This window comes from Lentzea sp. NPDC055074 (genome assembly GCF_053608005.1).
In genome coordinates this window covers 186,879-207,416 of sequence record NZ_JBSGUQ010000001.1, presented here as the reverse complement: position 1 = coordinate 207,416, position 20,538 = coordinate 186,879, and the positions used below count along the sequence as shown (strand labels likewise).

Sequence of the window (20,538 nt, the reverse complement as noted above, 5' to 3'; positions counted from 1 at the left end):
CACAGTGCGAACCATGAGAATCGCGGCCACCGCGCTGGTCCTCGTCCTCACGGCCGGTCTTCCGAGTCCCGCTCAGGCGGCCGCGTGGGAGGACGTGATCACGCCGGGGTCCTTCGGCGGCTACGGCGCGCTGGAGTCGGAGTGGAACTACCGCTACCCGTGGGGCTCCGACCACAACGGCACCGCCCGCATGTACGCGAGCGCGACCGACCACAACCACGTGTCGCTGTCGGGCGGTGTGCTCACGGTGAAGGCGACGCGGATCTCCTGGGACGAGGGCAACAGCGGCGCCGACCCGCACCTGCCCATCCGCTACCACTCCGGCGCGATCCACGCGAAGGAGCACGTCGTGGTCACCGACCAGTTCCCCAACTGGGAGGTCAAGGGCGAGTTCCAGGCACCCTCCGCGCGGGGCACCTGGCCCGCCTTCTGGCTCACCGGCGTCACCAGCTGGCCGCCGGAGAGCGACATCCTCGAGTTCAAGGGGGACAACCGGAACTGGTTCAACACCTTCCGGACGTCCAGCGACGTGTCCAGCTCGATCGTCGGCGTGTCCTCGCCCGGTTCGTGGCACACCTACCGGGCGTGGATCACCAAGGTCAACGGCACGGACGTCGACATCCACTACTACCTCGACGGCAGGTGGATCGCGAAGCACACCGGCAGGAACTTCGCCGGCAAGCCGTTGTGGCTGATCCTCAACCTGCAGATGGAGGGCTCGTCGGGCAGCCCGGGGCCCACGGCCGAGACGGTCTACCGCGCCCGCAACGTCTACATCGGACGGACGCGGACGTAGCGCCCGTCAGCTGAGGAACTTGTCGAGGACCGCGTTGAACGCCGCCGGGTTCTCCAGGAACACGAAGTGCGAGCTGGCCTCGGTGGTGGGGAAGACGTGCAGCTCGGCGTCGGGAATCCGGTCGGCGATGTAGCGCTGCGAGTCAGGGCTGACGTGGCTGCCGTCGCAGCCCAGGACCAGGGCCGGGACGTCGATGCGGGGCAGCACGTCGCGCCAGTCCTGGGCGCAGTGGTCGAACAGCAGCGGCACCGCGGCGTACGCGGGAGTGGCGGTGATCTCCCGCGCGACGAACTCCCACACCTCGGGGGCGGTCTCGCCGGAGAACATCGACCGGACGAACGTCTCGCGGACCGTCGCGCCGTCCGGTCCGTGGAGGTCACCGTTGAGCGCGAGCAGCCCGCCCACGTCGAAGATCGCGCCCGACTCGGTCTGCTCGGCGGCCGACATCCACGGCACGGCGGCGACCGCGGCGGGCTGGTCGACGATCACCAGGCGCCGCAGCCGGGTGGTGCCGTGGGTGTCGATGTGGCTCCACAGCACGGAAGCGCCCATCGACCAGCCCAGCGCGTCGACCCGGTCGAGGCTCAGGTGGTCGAGCAGCCCGACGAAGTCCTGGGCCAGGCGGGCGATGCGGTACCCGTGGTGCGGCTTGTCCGACAGACCGTGCCCGCGCTGGTCGAGGGTGATCACCCGCCGGTCGCCGAGAGCGCCGAGCTGGTGGCGGAACATCGCCTGCGTCTGGCCCCAGCCGTGCAGCATCACCAGCGGGACCCCGCCGTCCGGGCCGCCGGAGTCCTGGTAGGTCAGCGTGACGCCGTCATTGGTGCGGAACGTGGGCATCGCGATCTCCTCGTCGAGTCGGCCCGGCTGCCGAGCAGTCTCGGACCGGCGCCGCCCGGACCACCACCGCCGGGCGACGAGAGTTCACCTCCCGGCGTGCTCCGATTGTCGAACCACATCGGCCAGGGTGAGCCCGACGTGCAGCACGAGCCGCGTCTGCCCGTCGGCCACCACGTCGAGGCCGGTCAGGTCCCGGAGCCTGCCGAGCCGGTAGTAGAGCGTCGTCCGGTGCACGTGCAGCCGCTCGGCGGCGAGCGGACCGTTGCCCGCCGCGTCGAGGTAGGCACGCACGGTCTCGGTGAGCTGGCCGTCGGCGTCGGCCGCGCGCAGCCGGTGGACCTCGTCGGGCAGCACCGCCTCGGTCAGCGCGGCATCCGGGATGGACAGCAGCGGCCCGAGAACGCCCAGGTCGCGCCACGCCACGACCGGTCCGCGCACGCCCAGCGCCGCCGCCCGCCGCGCGAGAACGGCCTGCCGCAACGACGTGCCGGCGTGGTGCAGGCCCGGCCCGGTGCCGCCGATGCCCGCGACACAGTGGAAGTGGCCGAGGGCGAACTCGTGGACGCGGTCGAGCACGCCGCTGATCCGCGACGTCGGAGGCTCGGCCGGCTCCGGCGAGCCCAGCAGCAGCACGGCGCCGTCACCGGTCACCGAGACCAGCTGATCGGCCGCCTGCCCGGACACCGCGTGCCGCAGCGCGACCTCGATGTGCGAGGTCGTCGTGGTGCGGGCACCGGCGACCGCGATCTCGACCGCCGTGACCAGCGCGAACCGGCCGGCACGCCCGCTCGAGTGCAGCGTCCGCGCGGCGGCCCGCCGGGCGGACGGGTCGGTGCCGACGAGGTCCAGCACGAGCTGGTCGGTCCCGGTCGACTCCGCCCGGCCGGCCTCGGTGTGCAGCACCAGCGCCAGTTCCCGGGCGACCTCGTTGACCCGCCCGAGCTCCGCCGTGGTCATGGACTGGTCGGCGTCCATCACCATCAGCAGGCCGAGCAGCGCGCCCTCCCAGCGGACCGGCACGCAGACCCTGGCGTGCATGCCGATCGCGTCGTTGGCGGGGATCAGCCCCGCTCTCGTCCAGGCCGACACCCCTTGCGCGAGAACGTGCCCGCGGGCGGCGGGCTCGGCGACGTGGTCGAGCACGGCCCGGATGCGCACCGGGTCCGCGTCGCCGTAGTGCGGGCTCGCGTAGAGCATCTGCATGGTGGGGTCGTTCACCACGACCGACCGCGACAGCTCGGTGGCGAGCCCGTCGATCGGCGCGGACACGGCCGTGCTGGTCATGCCCCGGATTCTACAATCGGAGCACTCGGGGAGGGCCTTTCTCGTCGGCGGACGGTGGGCCGCGGGCACGGGCCGGCGTCATCGTGGGCCGATGAGCGAACAGGAGCTGGACGGCCGTGTGGTCCTCGTCTTCGGAGCGGGCTCCAGCGGCCCGGGCCTGAGCAACGGCGAGGCCGCCGCCCTGGCCTACGCCCGTGCGGGCGCGCGGGTCGCCACCGTGGACCGCGATCCCGCCGAGGCCGCCCGCGTCGCGAAGGAGATCACCGCCGCCGGGGGCACCGCGCTCGCCGTCACCGCCGACGTCACGGTGGAGGCCGACGTCGCCGCCGCCGTCGAGCGGGTGGTGACGGCCATGGGGCCACCGCACGTGCTGCACAACAACGTCGGCGCGTCGATTCTCGGCGACCTCACCACCGTCGACCTCGCCACCTGGAACCACGGCATCGCGGTCAACCTGACCAGCGCCTACCTCACCTGCCGGTACACGGTCCCGCACATGCTCGGGGCCGGCCGGGGCGCCATCGTCAACGTGTCGTCGCTGGCCGCGATCCGCGACACCGGCTACGTCTACCCGGTGTACAGCGCGGCCAAGGCGGGCCTGAACCAGCTGACCGTCTCGCTCGCGCTGGCCCACGCCCGCGACGGCCTCCGCGCCAACGCCGTGCTGCCCGGCCTGATCGACACCCCGATGGCTGCGGGCCAGGTCACCACCGACGCGGCCGCCCGCCACGCGGCGAGCCCGACCGGCCGGATGGGCTCGCCGCACGACGTCGCGAACGCCGCGGTGTTCCTGGCCTCCGACCGCGCCGCCTACGTCAACGGCGTCTGCCTCCCCGTCGACGGCGGCCTCTTCGCCAGGTCCACGTGACAGCTCAGAGATCGAGCACGAGACGCTCCGAGCGCGACCGCGACACGCAGATCATCATCACGTCACCGCACTCCTGTTCCTCCGCTGTGAGAACGGAGTCGCGGTGGTCGGGGACGCCGTCCAGCACGATCGCCTCGCAGGTGCCGCACGTGCCCTCCCGGCAGGACGACAGCACGGACACGCGCTGTTCCTCGAGCACGTCCAGCACGGACTTCTCCGCCGGCACGCGCACGACGACGCCCGTGCGCGCCAGCTCGACGTCGAACTCCGCCGGGACGTCCTGCGACACAACGGCTTTCGGTGAGAACCGTTCGACGCGCAGTGTGCCGGGAGGCCACGCCGCGCAGTGCTGTTCGACCGCGAGCAGCAGGGTCTCCGGTCCGCAGCAGTACACCGCGGTCTCCGGTGAGGGCCTGCCCAGCAACGCCTCCAGGTCCAGCTGCCCGTACTCGTCCTGAGGGCGGATCTCCACGTTGCCCCGCCGCTCCAGTTCCGCGCGGAAGGCCATGGAGGACCGCGTCCTGCCGCCGTAGGCGAGGCGCCACTCGTGTCCCGCCGCCTCCACCTGCGCGACCATCGGCAGGATCGGGGTGATCCCGATGCCGCCCGCGATGAACAGGTAGCGCTTCGCCTCGACGAGCTCGAAGTGGTTGCGCGGCGCGCTCACCTCGACGAGGTCCCCGGCGGTCAGCACGTCGTGCAGGTGCCGCGATCCGCCGCGTCCCCCCGGTTCGCGCAGCACCGCCACCTGGAACGCCGAGGTGTCGGCCGGATTCCCGCACAGCGAGTACTGGCGGACGAGACCCCCGCCCAGTTCCAGGTCCACGTGCGCGCCGGGCGTCCACGCGGGCAGCGAACCACCGTCCGGGTCCTTGAACGTGAGCAGCACGACGCCGTCGGCGACCGGTTCCTTCCTGTCCAGCAGCAGTTTCACGGCGCGTGCCCCTCCGGGTGGCCGAGCAGCCACTCCCACAGCTCGACGGGGTCCTCGAACTCGCGCTCCGCGGCGCAGTGGCACGTCGCGTGGAGCCGGTCGGTGCCCGGCACCCAGTGGATGCGGAACACCCGGCCGGTGGTCACTTCTCGCACAGCCGGGCCAGCACGCGACGGGCCGCGAGCCCACCGGTGTCGATGTTGATGGACAGCTCCTGGTAGCCCTCGGGTTCGTTCGCGATGACCTGTTCGAGAACGTTCAACGCCACGACGTCCTGCATGACGACCGTGCGGTTGCTGTCCGCGAGGAACATCGAGACCTCCTCGTCGCCGAGCGCGAAGTCCCTTGCCACGGCCCAGAAGTCGTGCGTCGTGGTCTCGGTCTCCGGCGTGATCGCGTAGACGACCTCGACGTGGAACGCGTCGGGGTCGGTCCCGTCGGCGCGGGGCACCGACCCGACCGGCGCGATGCGGCTGTGCAGCGTGTACAGGCACGGCGGCGTGTACTCGATGTCCTGCCAGCGCGCGATCCTGCCCTGCAGGCCGGTCGACTTGGCGTAGAACGGCGGGCACTCCGCGTCGTCCATGCGGCGGGACACGGAGATGATCCCGGCGTCCTCGTCGACCTCGGTGTTGATCGGGGTCGACGCGACCTCCGGCGTCCCGATGTACCCGCCGTGCAGGTAGGTCTCGTGCGAGAGGTCCAGCAGGTTGTCGACGAGCAGGCCGTACCTGGCGTTCAACGGTTCCATGCCGCAGACGGTCGTGTAGCCGGGGTCGACGAGCCACGGCGCGCGGGGGATCCGTGCGGCGTCGGCGTTCGCCGGGTCGCCGATGAACACCCAGACGAACGAGTCCTGCTCCACGACCGGAAACGGCGTCAACCGCGCTGTGCGGGGGATGCGGGCTTGTCCCGGCACGGCGACGCACTTGCCGCCGGCGTCGTAGGTGAAGCCGTGGTAGCCGCAGACCACCTGGTCGTCGACGAGCCGGGAAGGGGGCTGCGACAGCGGGAACCGGCGGTGGACGCAGCGGTCGGGCATGGCCGTCACCGAGCCGTCGCGGGTGCGCCAGAACAGGATCGGCTCGCCGCAGACGGTGCGGGTGAACAGGTCGTGCGCGATCTCGGAGCCGTAGGCGGCGACGTACCACTGGTCACGCGGGAACCAGGACATCGGCACTCCTTTTCGTGGTGGGAGGCCACAGAGTGGAGGAGATCACCGCCCGAGCCGAAGCACGGTTTCCGGAAAATGGAAGGCTGGCCGGTCAGACAGCCAGTGCGCGGGAGATCGCCTGCGCGCACGTGCGCACCAGACCCGCGAGCCCGTGCGGGGTGGTGCTGCCGTGCCGCACGACCAGGGACACCGCCGCGACGACCTCGCCGGTGCCGCGGCGGATCGGCGCCCCGACGGACAGCGCGTCCATCGTGACCTGGCGGTCGCTGACCGAGTAGCCGTTCGACCGCACGGCGGCGAGCATCCTGCGCAGCTGCACGGGATCGGTGACGGTCTTCGCGGTGTGCGGTTCGATCGGCCCGCGGAGGACGTCCTCCTGCACCTCGGGTGACGCGTGCGCGAGCAGGACCAGGCCGACACCGGTGGAGGTCAGGGCCCAGCGGCCGCCGACGCGGGTGTGCACCGGCACCGACCCGAACCCGGCGATCCGTTCGACGAAGACGACCTCCGTGCCCTCCCTGACCGCGAGCTGCACGTTCTCCCTGGTGACCTGGCAGAGGTCCTCCAGGTAGGGCAGCGCGGTCTCGCGCAGGCCGGGCCCGCGCGGCGCGAGCGAACCGAGCTCCCACAACCGCAGGCCGACCTGGTAGAGGCCGTCGCGGTCGCGTTCGACCGCGCCCCACGCGACCAGTTCCTGCAGCAGCCGGTGGGCGGTCGACAGCGGTATCCCCGCGCGGCGGGCCAGGTCGCTCAGCGTCAGCGCGCGGTGCTCGGCGTCGAACGCGTCGAGCAACCGCAGCGCGCGGCCGATCACGGGTCCGGTGGGCCCTTTCGCCCGGCCCGTTCTCCGGTCGCTCATCGTGTCATCTTCCACTGTGGACCACCTCGCTGACCAGGCTGGACGCTCCGGTTCGCAGGCTCTGGTGAACTGCTCGGGCGGCGGGGGCGTATCCCTGGACAGGGAAACCGACCGAGGAGCACGGATGAACCCCGCCGCTCAGATCGCCTTCCGCGTCGCCGTCGCGTTCGTGGCGCTCGGACTGGGAGGTGCCTCGGTCGCCGCGCTCGTCGGCCTGGTGCTGTCCCACGTCGGTCCGGCGGGAGGGGCGAGCGTCTCGCTCTGCGCGAGAGACGCGGTCGTTCCGGCCGGTGGCAGGGACTACCTGGCGCAGAACAACGTCTGGGGTGCCGAGACGGCGCAGTGCGTCACCGTCGGGGACCAGTCGTTGCGGATCGAGAGCGCCGAGCACGACGTTCCGCCGCAGGGCGCGCCCGCCGCCAGCCCGTCGCTGGTCAGGGGATGCCACTGGCACGAGTGCACGGACGTCGGAGACCTGCCGGTCCAGGTGTCGGCGATGCCGCGCGTCACGAGCGACTGGGTCAGCAGCCAGGTCGACGCCGGGGTGTTCAACGCCGCCTACGTCGTGTGGTTCCACAGCGGGCCCGTCGCCGAGCGCACCCCGGACGGCGCCGAGCTGGTGATCTGGCTGCGCAGCCGGGGCGACGTCCGGCCCGGCGGGGTGCAGCTCGCGCGCGAGGTGCCGATCTCGGACGCGCGGTGGAACGTGTGGCTGGCACGGGACCAGGACCGGGTGCGGATCACCTACGAACGCGTCGGTGAGGTCACGGCCGTCAAGGGCCTCGACATCAGTGCGTTCACCGAGGACTCCGTCGGCCGCGGCCAGGTCTCGCGCGACTGGTACCTGGTCGCCGTCGAGGCCGGGTTCAACCTGTGGCGCGGGGGAGCGGGCAACGCCATCGAGGACTTCTCCGTCACGGTGGACGGGCAGAAGCCCCGCAAGGCGATCGGAGCTCCTGCCCCCGCGGCGTGTTTCGCGGCGCTGACCGTCGACGAGAGCTGGGACGGGGGGTTCCGCGCGGTCGTGGAGGTCGCCAACGTGGGGACCTCGCCGGTCGGGGGCTGGGTGCTCGACTGGACGTTCCCGGACGGTCAGCGGGTCGAGGAGACGGCCGCCGTGACCCAGTCCGGGTCCTCGGTCCGCGTGACCGGGGGCGCGCTCGACCCGGGCGGGTCCACCACGTTCGACCTCGTCGGCAGCGGAGTTCCGCCCGGCATCGTGCCGATCACCTGCACGCCTGCCTGAGCGCGTCAGTTGGCGACCAGCCGCCACCGGTTGTCCGCGCTGCCGTTGTCGGGGTCCTGCACGACCTGCGCTCCCGCGGTGCCGGAACCGTTGAGGACGCCGAGGAGCTTGCCGCTGTGGGCGTTGCGGACCTTGTGCGTGCCGTCCCCGTTGGCGATCAGCGTCCACCTGTGGTCGGCCGTGCCGTTGTCCGACCACTGCAGGACCCGCGCGTTGTCCGCGGTCGACATGTTCTCGACGCCCAGCACCTTGCCGCTGTGGACGTTGCGCAGCCGCACGTCGGACCCGTCGGGGATCAGCTGCCAGTTGTGGTCGGCGGTCCCGCTGTCGTGCCACTGCACGGCCAGTCCACCGTCCGATGTGGACATGTTCTGGACACCCAGCACCATGCCGGTGCCGGCGTTCAACAGGCGGTAGCTCGCCGCGGCGGCGCCGGTGTTCCAGTAGACGGTGTAGTTGAAGCCGTGCGCGTCGTGGAACGGTCCGAGGTTCACCTGCGTTCCGTTGGCCCGCGCCGTGAACGCCAGCGATGACGAACTGGTGCGCGTGACGGAGCTGACGTCGAGAGAGGGCAACGCCGACAGGCTCGTGTTGCCGTAGTTGCCCGCGAGCACGGCAGGGCCGTAGGTGAGTGCGACGACGTTCGCGTTGTCGTTGGAGGGCTGGACGACCAGGCGCATCGGCAGCTTCAGCGACACCACGTCGCCGGAGGTCCACGACCTGGTCAGGGAGGCGTAGGTGCCGGGCGTGGTGGCGATGTCCTGGGCGACGCCGTTGACGCTGACGGTCGCGTTCGTGGTCCAGGCCGGGATGCGCAGCCGCATGGTCCACGACCCGCTCGCGTTGCCCGTGACGGCCAGCGTCGTCGTGTCGCTCGCCGGGTAGCTCGTGCTCTGCGTGACCGTGATGCCGCGAGAGGACCACGTCAGCACCGACGGCACGTAGAGGTTGACCGTGAGCGTTGTGCCGCTGTGGAAGTAGAGCGAGTCGGCGAGCTTGGTGTTGGTCTCGATCCCCGTGCCCTGGCAGCACCAGAACGTGCCGTAGTCGGTGCTCCAGTTCCCGCCGCCCCAGGCCGGTCCCGTGTTGCCGCGCCGGTGGCCGGGGTTCAGGCCGGTGAAGTAGCAGATGTGGCCGTGGGGGTCCGCCGGGTTCTGCTGGCCGATCAGGTGGTTGAGCAGCGCGCGCTCGTAGTAGTCGAAGTAGGCCGCACGACCGGGATCGGTGAGCCACAGCTCGCGGGTCAGTTCGAGCATGTTGTAGGTGTTGCACGCCTCGCACGTGTCGGTGTTGAGGTAGGAGGCGATGGCGTTGGGGGCGCGGAAGTGCTCGGCCTGGCTGTTGCCGCCGATCACGTAGGTGTGCGCGCCGACGGTGATGTTCCAGGCGTTGACGGCGATGTCGCGGTACCGCGTCGTCCCGGTCGCCTTGTACTCCCGCGCCGCGCCGATCCACTTGGGCACCTGGGTGTTGGCGTGCAGGCCGTTCAGCCGGTCCTGGCCGGCGGCGAGCGGGTCGAACACGGCGGCGTGGTCGAACCGTTGTGCCGTGGTCAGCCAGCGCGCGTCGCCCGTCTGCTGGTACAGGTCGGTGAGCACGGCGTTCATCCCGCCGAACTCGGTGCCCAGGACGCTCTGCATCCTGCTGTAGGACAACCGGGCCGTGCGCCAGTCCACCCACGCGGCGAGCCGCAGCAGCACGTCGCGTGCCTGCGTGTTGCCGACCAGGCGCCAGACGTCCAGCAGCCCGGCGAGCGTCTTGTGCAGCGAGTAGTACGAGACGGACTTGGGGGACCCGGCCTCCATCGCGTCGAAGTCCGACTCCGGGAAGCCCGACAGGTACCCGGTGTTGAACCCGGCCGCCGAGTTGTTGGCCTGGCACCTGGCCAGCTCGGCCACCATCCGGTTCGCCTTGTCCCGGCACGTCGTGTCACCCGGCACCGCCCACGCCTGCGCCCAGGCCGTGAGGAAGTGTCCTTGGCTGTGCGTGCGGAACGGGAAGTCCGGCGCCTCCCACCCGCCCAGCGCCGCGGCGCCGTTGGTGGAGAGCCGGTGGTTGGCGCGGAAGTTGTAGAGCAGCCGCTCGGTGTCGACGAACCGCAGGTAGGACAACGTCCGGTTCTGGTTGTCCAGCCACCGTCCCGCCGTCAGCCGCACCTCGGAGAGGTCGAAGGCGGAGGCCGACACCCCGACGTCACCGCGGACGGGCGGTATCGCGGCGGCCTGCGCTGTTCCCGGCACCAGTGACGGCACGGTGGTCGCGACGACGGCCACTCCGGCGGCGTTGAGGAAACCGCGTCGGCTCAGCGAAGGGGACATGGGGCGCTCCAGTTGCTCGGCTGACGGCACCGGTGACGGACGGCCTGCGAGCGAACCTAGCCACGACGTGGTCTCGCGGTCAACGACTCTTGTTAGCGTTAACTCCCAACTGTCGAACATTCGACGATCGCGAACCCTTGACGGTGTCAGGGCTTGTCGGTTCTGGGATCGCTAGAGGGGATATGGCCTGTTAGCGTTCACACGCGAGGGTGGGGATCTTCGGCGTTCGGTGGTCCGCTCGACTGCCCGCCCGGCACCGAATGGCCGATTGCGCGGCGCGGGACCGGAACTACGGTAGTAAAACTTTCAACTACCGTCGGGGAGTGGTTCGTGGCACGCAGGTGCGTCACCGTGCTCGTGGCTCTGCTCATCACCGCGTGCGCCGCTCCGGCCCCCGAACCGCCGCCCGTCCCCACACGGTCTTCACCGCCGTCCCCCGAGCCCGCCTCGCTCCTGCTGGCCGCGGTGATCGACGGCCGCACCGTCCAGTTCTCGAACGGCGCACGACTCCGCATCTCGCTGCTGGCGCCCCCGGCGGCCTGCTGGGCGGCGGAAGCCCGTGCCTTCGCGGAGGCGACACTGCTGAACACACCGGTGCGGTTCACCAGCGTCACGCCCGGCGAGGTCAACCTGGAACTCCCGGACGGCACGGACTACGCGTTGCTGGCGGTCCGCGAGGGAGTGCTGCGTGCCGAGGGCGCCTCGGGTCCGTTCGTCGACGCGGAACTGGAGGCGGCACTGGCGAAACGAGGCCTGTGGGGCGCCCCCTGCAACGGCGTGGGCGCCCCGTCCGCGAACACCGGAGGCTGACCGGTGCTCAGTCCCCGGCTTCGCGGACGTCCTGCCCGTGCTCGGCGTACGCCTTGAAGTCCTGCATGTGCTGGAGCGACTGCTTGCGGAACGTGCCGGGCATCAACAGCCCCACCAACCGCATCATCACACCGCTGAACCGGTACTCGTTCTCGCTCTCCCAGAGCGTCGTCCCCGGTCCGGTCTCGGTCAGCCGCTCCCGCGCCGCGTTCCACATGCCCTTGCCGACGATCTCACGTTCGAAGCGGACGACCTGGTCCTTCGGAATCCCTTGCAGCTCCACCGGTTCCCGGCGCGTGACGGTCTCGGTGGCCTCGAACTCCTGCTGTCCCATCCGCAGCACCACCCGCGACTCGGTGCCGACGTGCCCGTGCGCGCCGTTCAGCGGCTCGTGCACCACCAGGCCCCGCAACCACATCGGCAGGTGTCCGGGGTCGGCGAGCAGCTGGGCCACCCTCTCCCGCGGCTGGGCGATCTCCAGCGAGACGGTGTACTTCATGGCGCAGCGCTCCCGTTCTCCAGTGGACGGAGGCACGCTAACAGCTCCACGTCCCGTCAGCCCTCGCCCCGCAGGCCGGGATGGTCCTTGAGCTGCCGCCGCGACGTCACCCCGAGCCGCTGGAAGATCGTGCGCAGGTGCGCGTCCACCGTCCGCTTGCTGATGAACAGCTGGGCGGCGACCTCCTTCGAGGTCGCACCACCGGCGACGAGCCGGGCGACGGCCACCTGGTGCGTCGTGAGCTGCTCGTGGACCGGGGACGACAGGCGCTCCACCCGGTGCCCGGCGGTGCGGAGCCCGGCGGCGGCACGTGCGGCGAACGCCTCCGCCCCGGCCGCTGAGAGCACCTCGTGCGCGGTGCGCAGTTCCCGCAGTGCGTCCTTCCGCCTTCCCTTGCGCCGCAACCACTCCCCGTAGTGCAGGTGCGCCCGGCCCCGGTACGGGCGTAGCGGGCTGTCCGCGAGGTGCTCGACGGCCTCCCGGTAGTCGTCCTCGGCGCCGGTCACGAGGCCGCGCGAGTACGCCGCCACGCCCCGGCCGAGCGCGGTGCCCGCCGCCTCCGTGCGTTCGGTCAACGCCTCCAGCGCTTCCCTTGCCGCAGTGGGTTCCTGGCAGCGGACGGCGGCCTCGACGAGCTCCGGAAGCGCCGCCCCGGTGAGGAACAGGTCGCCGTGCCCGGTGGCCGCGCGGGCCGCGGCCAGGGCGGCGGGGTGGTCGCCGCGACCGTTGTGCAGCAAGGATTCCGACCAGTGCAGGCTCGCCACCTGGCCCGTGCCGCGCGGGATCTCGCGGAGCAGGCCCAGGGTCTCCTCGCGGCGGCCGCGCATCGCCGCCAGCAGCAGGCGGTGGTGCCGCAACGGGGGTTCGCCGGTCGCGTCGGCGACGGCCTCCTCCTCGGCGGTCGCGGTGAGCGCCTGGCCGATGTCGCCGGCGAGCACCGCGCACAAGGCCTTCTGGGCGTGGGCGAGCCGCAACGTCGACGGCGAACCCGACTCCCTGCCCGCCTTCAGCAACCAGTCGGCGATGGCGAAGTGGGTGTCGAGGTCCCACAGCTCGGTGCTGATCATCGACGCCAGCGCGGGACGGCGGCTCCACAGCGGTCCGCCCTCGGCGTGCACGGCATGGCGCAGCAGCGGAAGGGCGGCACGATAGCCGTCCTCGGCGAGGATGAGCAGCGCTTCGAGGAGGTCGGGGGAGTCGGGTGGCGGCGCCTCTGCCCGTGCGGCGGTGAGGACCTCGTCGACGACGCCACCCGCGCGCCCGACGACCAGGCTCATCTCCAGGGCGTCGAGAAAGCACTCGCGCGCCCGGCCCGGATCCGGCAGGCGCCGGGCGGCGCTGACCATCCACGACGGACCGCGGTCGTCACCGGGCCGGAGGAACGCGATCCGGCCGCGCAGCAGGTCGGAACGCGCGGACGACTCGACAGTCGTCAGCAGGTCCGCCGCCCGCTCGGTGGCACCCGCCTCGATCGCGGCCTCGACCGCGTCCAGCGTGCGCCGAGCACGGGAACGCGGGTCCAGCGACAGCGCGACGGAGCGCTCCCAGAACGCCGCCGCCGCCGCGACCCCACCCCGCGACCTCGCGCGCGCCGCGCAGCTCTCCAACTCCGCCGCGAGGTCCTCGTCGGGCCCGGCACTCGCCTGGGCGCGGTGCCAGGCCCGGCGGTCCGGCGCCGTGGACGGGTCGGTGGCCTCCGCGAGCGCACCGTGCGCGGCGCGACGGTCCCGGTCGGATGCCGCGCGGTAGACCGCCGACCGCGCGAGCGGGTGGCAGAAGCGGATCCGCGCGCCGAACTCCGCCAGACCGGCGACGTCCGCGACGCCGATCCCCAGCGACTCGGCGGCCGCCCAGAGCAGGCCGGGGTCGCCGGTGGGATCGGCGCTGGCGACGGTCAGGAGCAGTCGTGCGTCTCGCGGCAGCCCGGCGAGCCGGGTCCGGAAGCCCTCCTCGACGCGGGCCGACGCCGACGACGCGGCAGGCAGGCCGAAGCCGCCGGCCAGGGGGAACTCGAGCAGGGCGAGCGGGTTGCCGTTCGCCTCGGCGACGAGCCGGTCGCGGACGCGGTCGTCGAGGGGGAACGGGTTCCGCGCGGCCAGCAGCGCCTTGGCGTCCTGGTCGTTCAACGGACCCACGTCGAGCCGCTCCAGCCCGTCCAGCCCCTCCACGCCGGGCGAGCGGACCGCGAGCACCACGGCGACCGGGTCCGACCCCACGCGCCGGGCGACGAACGCGAGCACCCTCGACGAGGCCTCGTCGAGCCACTGCGCGTCGTCGACCACGCACAACACCGGCCGGTCGTCGCCCACCGCCGTGAGCAGGTCGAGCACCGCGAGCCCGACCTGGAACGGCTGCGGCGCGCCACCGGTCAGCCCGAACGCGATCCGCAGCGCCTCGGACCGCGGCCCGGGCAGCGCGTCGAGGTGGCGCAGGAGCGGCACGCACAGCTGGTGCAACGCGGCGTAGGGGAGCTCCTGCTCGAACTCCGACCCGGTCGCCCGCAGCACCCGGAACCCGGACGCCGCCCGCTCGGCGTGGGCCAGCAACGCGCTCTTGCCGATGCCGGGCTCACCGCCCAGCACGAGCGACCCGCCCCGGCCCGCGCGGGCGGCCTCCACGAGCGCGCCGACACGGCGCCTCTCACCGTGCCGGCCGGTCATCTCGACGTCACCAGGACTGGGCACGACGCTCATTCTCGCGGCAGACACCTCATCCGGCGTGCACGGGCACCCGCTCCTGTGCCGCGGCGGCGGGCGCGACGAGGAAGCGGTGGACGATGAAGTACTCGGCGACCAGCACGTTGCCCAGCAGCGACAACCACGCGCTCACGGTGTAGACCTCCCGGTACTCCAGCCACGTCACCGAGTCCATCAGCACGAGGAGCGGCAGCTGGTACAGGCGCAGGGTGACCGCGGCGAACGTGAGCGCGTAGTTGCGGATCATCCAGATCCGGTGCAGGCGCACCTCGCCGCGCCGGATCGCGCGGTAGGCCTTCGCGGCGGTGTAGAGCCAGGCCGCGATCAGCACGAAGAACGCGACCTGCAGTGCGAAGCCGCTCTTCGTCACGGCCGACGAGTACACGGCGGCGAGCGAGGCGACGACGACCGACACCAGGTAGACCCGGCCCGTCACCCGGTGCAGCCGCGGGTAGCGCGCCCGCAGCTTCGGCACGAACTGCCACGGGCCCGTGACCAGCGCGATGCCTGCGGGCACGGCGTGGATCACGAGGCTCGTGTAGTAGCCCGGTGTGGTGCGGTCCAGGTTCGGCACGGTCGTGCCCCCGGCGAGGTACGGCGGGACGAACACCCCGGCGGTGACGAGCGCGAGCACGGCGAGGAGTCCCCAGAGGAACCACCACCAGCGCCTGCTCGCGCTGCGTGACACGACTGCTGTGGACATGCGGGACTCCCGGTGCGAAGGTCGAAGAAGAGCTTGATCATCGACTCGCCGCGCCCGCCGCCGCATCGGCAAGAGTTGCCTATTCACGGGCCATCGGTCAGCGCCGCGGCTCCCAGCGGAACAGGCGGGAGGCGAGCGCACCGGCCACGACCACCCACGCGAGCGTCGGGGCCAGCAGGACCAGGGAGTCCGCCATCGGGACCCCGCCGGTCCAGGCGTTCACGACGAGCTCCGTCGCGGAGCCACCCGGCAGCAGCCGCTTGAGCAGCGTCAGGTCCTCGGTCCCGCTGATGCCGACCCAGCTCGCGACGGCGACGACTCCGAGGCAGACGGGCAGGGTCGTAACCTGCGCGTGCTCGGGCGAGTTCGTCAGCCCGGCGGTGGCCAGCGCCAGGCCGACCATCATGAGCGCGGTCGTGACGACCGCGAGCGCCAGCAGGGCGACGTTGTCCGGCGCCGTGGTGACGGCGGCGAGCACGGCCATGATCACGGTCACCTGGACCAGCGCGATCACGGTGGCGGGCAGCACGAGTCCGGTGAGGATGCCCGCGTCACCGGCGGCGGTGGACCGCAGCCGCTTGAGGAACAGGTTCTGGCGCCGCGAGGCCAGCGTGGTGACCGAGCTCGCGTAGAGGCCGAACGCGCAGACGGTGAACATGACGATCGCGGCGATGTAGCCCAGGCTGCCGATCTGGGTGAAGAGCTCGTGCTGGTAGAGGAAGAACGCGCTGACGGCGATGGGCATGACGAAGCTCGTGACCAGCACCGACCGGTTGCGGAAGATCTGGGTCAGTTCGCTGAGGAAGATCGGGAGCACGGCGGTGTCCTTTCAGGACGGAGGGTCAGGAGGTGCCGATGGCGCGGAAGACGTCGTCGAGGCGCGTCGGTCCGGCCTCCAGGTCGCGCAGCTCGACGCCGTGGTCCTCGGCCCAGCGCAGCAGCGCGGACATGGCCTTCTGCAGCTCGAAGGTCTCGACGAGGTACCGGCCGTCCGCGTCGCTCGTCGCGTCCAGGGGGAGCGCCGGAGCGGGCGTCGCGAGACCGAAGCGGATCACCGACGGCAACGTCCTGGTCAGCTCGGCGACGGTGCCCTCGCGGTGGAACCGGCCGCGGTGCATGAGCCCGATGCGGTCGGCGTGCTGCTGCGCCTCTTCCAGGTAGTGCGTCGTGAGCACGACGGTGGTGCCGTCCTCGCGCATCCTGTCCACTGTGGACCACAGGTCGTCGCGGGACTGGATGTCGAGGCCGGTCGTGGGTTCGTCGAGGAACACCAGCTCGGGTGTGCCGTACACGGCGGTGGCGAAGTCGAGGCGCCGTTTCTCGCCACCGGACAGCTGGGACACCTTCGTGTCCGCCTTGCGGGTGAGGTCGACGACGTCGAGCACGCGGGCGACCCGGTCCGTGCGCCGCGTGAGCGCCCCGACGAGCCGGACGGACTCCGCGACCGTCAGGTCCGGCGTGAACCCGCTGTCCTGCAACATGATCCCCATCCGGGGACGTACGGCGGCGCGGTCGCCCGGGTCGTGGCCGAAGACCCGCACGGTGCCCGACGTGGCGGTGCGGTGCCCCTCGACGGTCTCCAGCGTGGAGGTCTTGCCCGCGCCGTTCGTGCCCAGCAACGCGTACAGCTCGCCTCGCCGCACGTGGAAGGACAGGTCCTGCACGGCGTGGAAGTCGCCGTACCGGACGTTCAGGCGGTCCACTTCGATGACGGGTGTGGTCGACATGGCGTCCATTCCACCGATCGGGACGATCGGCGGGCAGTGTCACCACGTCACCACCTGACCGTGACATTTGTGCCCCCGAAGGCATGACGTGGCGTCACTGGTGCCGGGGGACCCCCGGCGAAATACTGGGTTCGTGACCAAGCCCCAGCCGCGCAGCTACGCCTCGTCCGCACGGGGGCGGATGAGCAGGCTGAACCTCACCACGCAGCTCACGGTGATCATTCCGGTCGGGACGCTGCTGGTCGTGTTCGACTCCGGCGTGTGGTGGGAGGCGGTCGTCCTCGTCCTCGGCGTCGTCACGGCCATGGTCGCCGTCGTGCGCTGGGCGAAGGACGACATCGACGTTTTCGCCTTGCCCCTGCTGGGAACCAGTGCGGCGGTGTGGGTCTTCGGCGCGTTGGTCAGCGGCAGCAGCACGGCGTTCTACAGCATCACGGTCGTGGGCCCGCTCATCGTGCCCCAGATGCGGAGGCACCGGATCCCCGCCGCGGCGGGGCTCGTCGCATTCGTCACGGCGGCGGGCGCGTCGAGGTTGTTGGTGTCACAGGAGAGCGCGGGCTCGACCGCGTTCCACTTCGTACTCGTCCCCACCGCCGTCATCGTGGTCACGCTCGCGTTCATGTTCGCCAACGACGCCTTCTACCGGGTCCTCGCCGAGCTGGACGAGGCCCGCGAGCACGAGGCGGAGCTCGCCGTCGCGCGGGAACGCATCCGGTTCGCGAGCGAGCTGCACGACATCCAGGGCCACACGCTGCACGTGGTGAAGCTCAAGACCGCGCTCGCCGGCAAGCTGGTGCGCCGCGACGCCGACCGCGCCGAGGAGGAGCTGCGGGAGATCCAGGCCCTGGTCGGCGACACGATCAGGCAGACCAAGGAGCTCGCGTACGCGCAACGGCGGCTCAACCTCGCGGGCGAGCTGGAGAACGCGAAGAACCTGTTCGAGGCCGCGGGAATCCGCGTGCGGATCGTCCGCTCGGCGCCCGTCGACCTCGACGCGGGGGAGCTGCTCGGCCAGGTGCTGCGCGAGACGACCACGAACATCCTCAGGCACGCCCAGGCGGAACAGGTGCGGATCACGCTTGCGGAGTCCGGCATCACGATCGTCAACGACGGCGCGTCCGGAGACGAGGACCCACCGCGGCTGCGCGGCCTGTCCACGTTGAGGGACCGGCTGGCCGGTGCCGGGGGAGAGCTGACGGTGGCGCAGGTCGACGGCGAGTTCACCACGGCCGCGGCGTTCCCGTCGGGGGTGGCGCGATGACCACGGTCGTGCTGGCCGACGACGAGGCCCTGCTGCGCAAGGCGATGGCGGCGCTGCTGCCGATGGAGGGCGACATCACCGTCCTCGCCGAGGCCGAGAACGGCGAGCAGGCCGTCGCGGCGACGCTCGAACACCGCCCGGACGTGCTGGTGATCGACCTGGAGATGCCCGGAATGGACGGTCTGGGCGCGGTGGCGGAGATCCGCCGTGCGGTGCCTGGCCAGGTCGTCCTCATGCTGACCAGGCACGCCCGCCCCGGCGTGCTGCGCAAGGCACTCAAGCTCGGCGTGCAGGGCTTCGTGAGCAAGTCCGCCGACCCCGCCCACATCACGACGGTCATCGCCGCCCTGCACGGCGGCAAGAGGTGGATCGACCCGGACGTCTCCGCGCTCGCCGTGGCCGACGACTGCCCGCTCACCGACCGCGAGATCGACGTCCTGCGCGCCACCACGGAGGGCTACTCGGTCGCCGACATGGCCAAGCAGCTCCACCTCGCCGACGGCACCGTCCGCAACTACCTGTCGAACGCGATGCAGAAGACCCAGACCAAGACCCGGCACGAAGCCGCCCGGTACGCACGAGAACACGACTGGCTCTGAGAGAGGAAGACATGCTGATCGTCGAGGACCTCGCCCTGCTGCTCATGGACGACGAGTCGGGAACCCCGGCCGCCGCCGGCACGCTCTACTACACGATCGGCGGCGCCGTCCTGGTCGAACTGGCCCTGCAGGGCCAGGTCGAGCTGCGGGACAAGAAGGTGTTCACCGCGGGTGACGCGCCGGAGGACCCGCTGCTGAGGGCGGGCTACGACAAGGTGGCCGAGAAGGCCCGGTCCGTCGACTCGGTCCTGGCCAGGATCGGCGCCGACACGTGGTCGAAGGTGGTGGACCGCCTCGTCGAGCGAGGCCTGATCGCCCGCGAGAAGAAGCGGGTGCTGGGCCTGTTCCGCGTGACCACCCTGCCCGCCACCGACACCGCCCACGAGGAGGAGGTCCGGCAACGGATCCGCGCCGTGCTCGTCGACGGCGAGACCCCCGACGCCCGCACCGCCGCGCTGACCGCTTTGCTGTCCGCGAGCGGCGCGCTCCCGGCCCTGCGGCCGAAGCTGGCGTGGTCGGGCGAGGTCAGCCGGCGCGCGAAGGAGCTGGAACGGGGCAACTGGGGTGCGGAGGCGGTCAGCGCCGCGGTGACCAGGACGGCGGCGGCGATCGCGGCGTCGACGGCCGCGGTCACGGTCGCCGTGGTGACGACGACCGTGACCTGAGCCCGCTCAGGACTCCCGGCTGTTGTCGACGGCGATGACACCGAGCACGTCGTCGAACGACTCGTAGCTGCGCTCCGGGACGGAGTGCAGGGCGTGCACGGTGTCCTCGTCGGCGTTGTTGCGCGAGGCGTGGTCGACGAGCTGCCCCTTGTCCGCGGGGTAGCCGACGTCGGCCAGCACCGTGCGCAGCCGGTCCACCGTGGTCGTGGCGCTCATCGCTCTCCTCCTGCTCGGGTTCTCCTGACGCACCCGGCTACCCGGCCTCCGGTGGCGGCTAACGCCCGTCGGCGATCAGCCGCGCCTCCTCGGCCAACGCCGACCGCACGGCCGCACCGGGACCGGTGAGGCGCCCGATCCACGCGAGCCCCATCGACCGCCCCGCCCAGTCCGGGTCGTCGACCTCGACGCACACGACCCCACCCGGCAGGGCGGCGGCGGCGAGACGCGGGATCGTCGTGATCCCGAGTCCGGCGGCGACGAACCCGAACCGCGCCGACCAGTCCCCGAGTTCGGCCACCACACGAGGCTGTGTCACCGTGGGCCAGGCCCCGAACTGCGGCTCCCCGCGGGCACCCCGGCCCACGATCCACCCCTCCCGCGCCACCTCGCCGACGGGCACTCGCCGGGCGCCGGCCAGACGGTGCCGCGCGCCCACCGCGACCAGCAGCGCGCCGGACGGCAGCGGCTCGACCTCGACGCCGGTGAGGTCCCAGCCCGGCAGGTCCTCACCGGAGGCCAGCACGGCGAGGTCGAGCCGTCCGGCCCGCAGCCGCCGGATCTGCACCGGCGTGGACGACTCGAGGAACTCGACCTCGATCGACGGGTGGGCGGCGCGGACGCGGGCGATCGTGCGGGGGACCAGGCGCAGGGCCGTGGTCGGGAAGCCGCCCAGCGCTATGCGGCCGCCGAGGGGTGCGGGCAGGTCCTCGAGCTCGCGCTGGGCGACCTCGTACTGGTCCAGGATCGCCGCCGCGCGCACGGCCAGGCGGGCGCCCGCCGCGGTCGGTTCCACGCCTCGGGGGCCTCGCTCGAACAGGCGCGTGCCGGTCGCGGTCTCCAGTGCGGCGATCTGCTTGGACAACGCCGACTGCGTGAAGCCCAGGCGTTCGGAGGCCGCGGTGAGCGAGCCGGTCTCGACCACGGCCCGCAACGCCCGCAGCAGCTGAGGATGAACGTCCAGGCTCACGGAGCCAGTATGCCAGCCTGGAATACCTGAGCTGATTGATCGTCGCTGGTGGCATGGCTGCTTCCCGCCGAGA

21 protein-coding genes are annotated in these 20,538 nt (G+C 71.8%); 7 read left to right on the top strand and 14 right to left on the bottom strand.

The genetic code is table 11. The features are described from left to right. Nucleotides 1-13: 13 nt before the first annotated feature. Nucleotides 14-796 carry a glycoside hydrolase family 16 protein gene (locus tag ACWF7A_RS01025; RefSeq protein WP_452248329.1) on the top strand — a complete coding sequence of 261 codons (783 nt, stop codon included), beginning with the start codon at nt 14-16 and terminating at the stop codon, nt 794-796. Nucleotides 797-802: 6 nt separating this feature from the next. Here the strand turns inward: ACWF7A_RS01025 and ACWF7A_RS01020 are convergent, their stop codons facing one another. Together ACWF7A_RS01020 and ACWF7A_RS01015 are read right to left on the bottom strand one after the other, a co-directional pair. Next, nucleotides 803-1,636: an alpha/beta fold hydrolase gene (locus ACWF7A_RS01020; RefSeq protein ID WP_452248328.1), complete on the bottom strand. Its 834-nt coding sequence runs from the start codon at nt 1,634-1,636 to the stop codon at nt 803-805. Nucleotides 1,637-1,720: 84 nt separating this feature from the next. After that, nucleotides 1,721-2,920 (bottom strand): PucR family transcriptional regulator, encoded by a 1,200-nt coding sequence (locus ACWF7A_RS01015; RefSeq protein ID WP_452248327.1) that lies wholly within the window; start codon nt 2,918-2,920, stop codon nt 1,721-1,723. A 91-nt stretch (nt 2,921-3,011) separates the two neighbouring features. On the opposite strand from ACWF7A_RS01015, the gene ACWF7A_RS01010 reads away from it, so the two are divergent. Further along, complete coding sequence (locus tag ACWF7A_RS01010; protein ID WP_452248326.1) at nt 3,012-3,788, top strand: SDR family NAD(P)-dependent oxidoreductase; 777 nt, start codon at nt 3,012-3,014, stop codon at nt 3,786-3,788. A gap of 4 nt (nt 3,789-3,792) precedes the next feature. Here the strand turns inward: ACWF7A_RS01010 and ACWF7A_RS01005 are convergent, their stop codons facing one another. The 4 genes from ACWF7A_RS01005 to ACWF7A_RS00990 form a co-directional block, all read right to left on the bottom strand. Further along, on the bottom strand, nt 3,793-4,722 hold the full coding sequence (locus ACWF7A_RS01005) for a PDR/VanB family oxidoreductase (RefSeq protein WP_452248325.1): 930 nt from the start codon (nt 4,720-4,722) through the stop codon (nt 3,793-3,795). Continuing rightward, on the bottom strand, nt 4,719-4,877 hold the full coding sequence (locus tag ACWF7A_RS01000) for a hypothetical protein (RefSeq protein WP_452248324.1): 159 nt from the start codon (nt 4,875-4,877) through the stop codon (nt 4,719-4,721). Before ACWF7A_RS01000 ends, ACWF7A_RS01005 begins: the two co-directional genes overlap by 4 nt. Continuing rightward, a complete protein-coding gene (locus ACWF7A_RS00995; protein WP_452248323.1) occupies nt 4,865-5,896 on the bottom strand; it encodes a Rieske 2Fe-2S domain-containing protein in 1,032 nt (343 codons plus the stop codon). Before ACWF7A_RS00995 ends, ACWF7A_RS01000 begins: the two co-directional genes overlap by 13 nt. A 91-nt stretch (nt 5,897-5,987) precedes the next feature. Next, nucleotides 5,988-6,755: an IclR family transcriptional regulator gene (locus tag ACWF7A_RS00990; RefSeq protein WP_452248322.1), complete on the bottom strand. Its 768-nt coding sequence runs from the start codon at nt 6,753-6,755 to the stop codon at nt 5,988-5,990. A gap of 124 nt (nt 6,756-6,879) precedes the next feature. Here ACWF7A_RS00990 and ACWF7A_RS00985 point away from each other — a divergent pair, with 124 nt between their 5' ends. Beyond that, complete coding sequence (locus tag ACWF7A_RS00985; protein ID WP_452248321.1) at nt 6,880-8,001, top strand: GH12 family glycosyl hydrolase domain-containing protein; 1,122 nt, start codon at nt 6,880-6,882, stop codon at nt 7,999-8,001. A 5-nt stretch (nt 8,002-8,006) separates the two neighbouring features. Here ACWF7A_RS00985 and ACWF7A_RS00980 read toward each other — a convergent pair whose 3' ends face one another. After that, nucleotides 8,007-10,319, bottom strand: coding sequence for a beta-L-arabinofuranosidase domain-containing protein (locus ACWF7A_RS00980; RefSeq protein WP_452248320.1), 2,313 nt, complete (start codon nt 10,317-10,319; stop codon nt 8,007-8,009). A gap of 330 nt (nt 10,320-10,649) precedes the next feature. Between ACWF7A_RS00980 and ACWF7A_RS00975 the strand changes: the two genes are divergently transcribed. Further along, nucleotides 10,650-11,129 carry a hypothetical protein gene (locus tag ACWF7A_RS00975; protein ID WP_452248319.1) on the top strand — a complete coding sequence of 160 codons (480 nt, stop codon included), beginning with the start codon at nt 10,650-10,652 and terminating at the stop codon, nt 11,127-11,129. Between the two features lie 7 nt (nt 11,130-11,136). On the opposite strand, the gene ACWF7A_RS00970 is transcribed toward ACWF7A_RS00975, so the two are convergent. The 5 genes from ACWF7A_RS00970 to ACWF7A_RS00950 all read right to left on the bottom strand — a co-directional run bounded on the left by ACWF7A_RS00970 (nt 11,137) and on the right by ACWF7A_RS00950 (nt 16,754). Continuing rightward, the gene (locus ACWF7A_RS00970; protein ID WP_452248318.1) at nt 11,137-11,628 is read right to left on the bottom strand and encodes an SRPBCC family protein; all 492 of its coding nucleotides are present in this window, start codon (nt 11,626-11,628) and stop codon (nt 11,137-11,139) included. Nucleotides 11,629-11,684: 56 nt separating this feature from the next. Then, nucleotides 11,685-14,321: an ATP-binding protein gene (locus tag ACWF7A_RS00965; protein WP_452248317.1), complete on the bottom strand. Its 2,637-nt coding sequence runs from the start codon at nt 14,319-14,321 to the stop codon at nt 11,685-11,687. Between the two features lie 16 nt (nt 14,322-14,337). Further along, entirely contained in the window at nt 14,338-15,027 is a 690-nt protein-coding gene (locus ACWF7A_RS00960) for a DUF2306 domain-containing protein (protein WP_452248316.1), read from the bottom strand. Between the two features lie 97 nt (nt 15,028-15,124). After that, nucleotides 15,125-15,844 (bottom strand): ABC transporter permease, encoded by a 720-nt coding sequence (locus tag ACWF7A_RS00955; protein ID WP_452248315.1) that lies wholly within the window; start codon nt 15,842-15,844, stop codon nt 15,125-15,127. 25 nt (nt 15,845-15,869) lie between these two features. Next, on the bottom strand, nt 15,870-16,754 hold the full coding sequence (locus tag ACWF7A_RS00950; protein ID WP_452248314.1) for an ABC transporter ATP-binding protein: 885 nt from the start codon (nt 16,752-16,754) through the stop codon (nt 15,870-15,872). Nucleotides 16,755-16,935: 181 nt separating this feature from the next. Here ACWF7A_RS00950 and ACWF7A_RS00945 point away from each other — a divergent pair, with 181 nt between their 5' ends. Genes ACWF7A_RS00945 through ACWF7A_RS00935 form a run of 3 tightly spaced genes read left to right on the top strand, consistent with a single transcriptional unit; the run spans nt 16,936 to nt 19,279 of the window. Continuing rightward, the gene (locus ACWF7A_RS00945) at nt 16,936-18,015 is read left to right on the top strand and encodes a sensor histidine kinase (protein WP_452248896.1); all 1,080 of its coding nucleotides are present in this window, start codon (nt 16,936-16,938) and stop codon (nt 18,013-18,015) included. Beyond that, nucleotides 18,012-18,614 (top strand): response regulator transcription factor, encoded by a 603-nt coding sequence (locus ACWF7A_RS00940; RefSeq protein ID WP_452248313.1) that lies wholly within the window; start codon nt 18,012-18,014, stop codon nt 18,612-18,614. Before ACWF7A_RS00945 ends, ACWF7A_RS00940 begins: the two co-directional genes overlap by 4 nt. 11 nt (nt 18,615-18,625) lie before the next feature. Continuing rightward, nucleotides 18,626-19,279: a GOLPH3/VPS74 family protein gene (locus ACWF7A_RS00935; protein WP_452248312.1), complete on the top strand. Its 654-nt coding sequence runs from the start codon at nt 18,626-18,628 to the stop codon at nt 19,277-19,279. Nucleotides 19,280-19,285: 6 nt separating this feature from the next. Here ACWF7A_RS00935 and ACWF7A_RS00930 read toward each other — a convergent pair whose 3' ends face one another. Continuing rightward, nucleotides 19,286-19,495 carry a DUF2795 domain-containing protein gene (locus tag ACWF7A_RS00930; protein ID WP_452248311.1) on the bottom strand — a complete coding sequence of 70 codons (210 nt, stop codon included), beginning with the start codon at nt 19,493-19,495 and terminating at the stop codon, nt 19,286-19,288. Between the two features lie 58 nt (nt 19,496-19,553). Further along, nucleotides 19,554-20,465, bottom strand: a complete 912-nt coding sequence (locus ACWF7A_RS00925; RefSeq protein WP_452248310.1) for a LysR family transcriptional regulator — start codon at nt 20,463-20,465, stop codon at nt 19,554-19,556. Nucleotides 20,466-20,538: the final 73 nt, after the last annotated feature.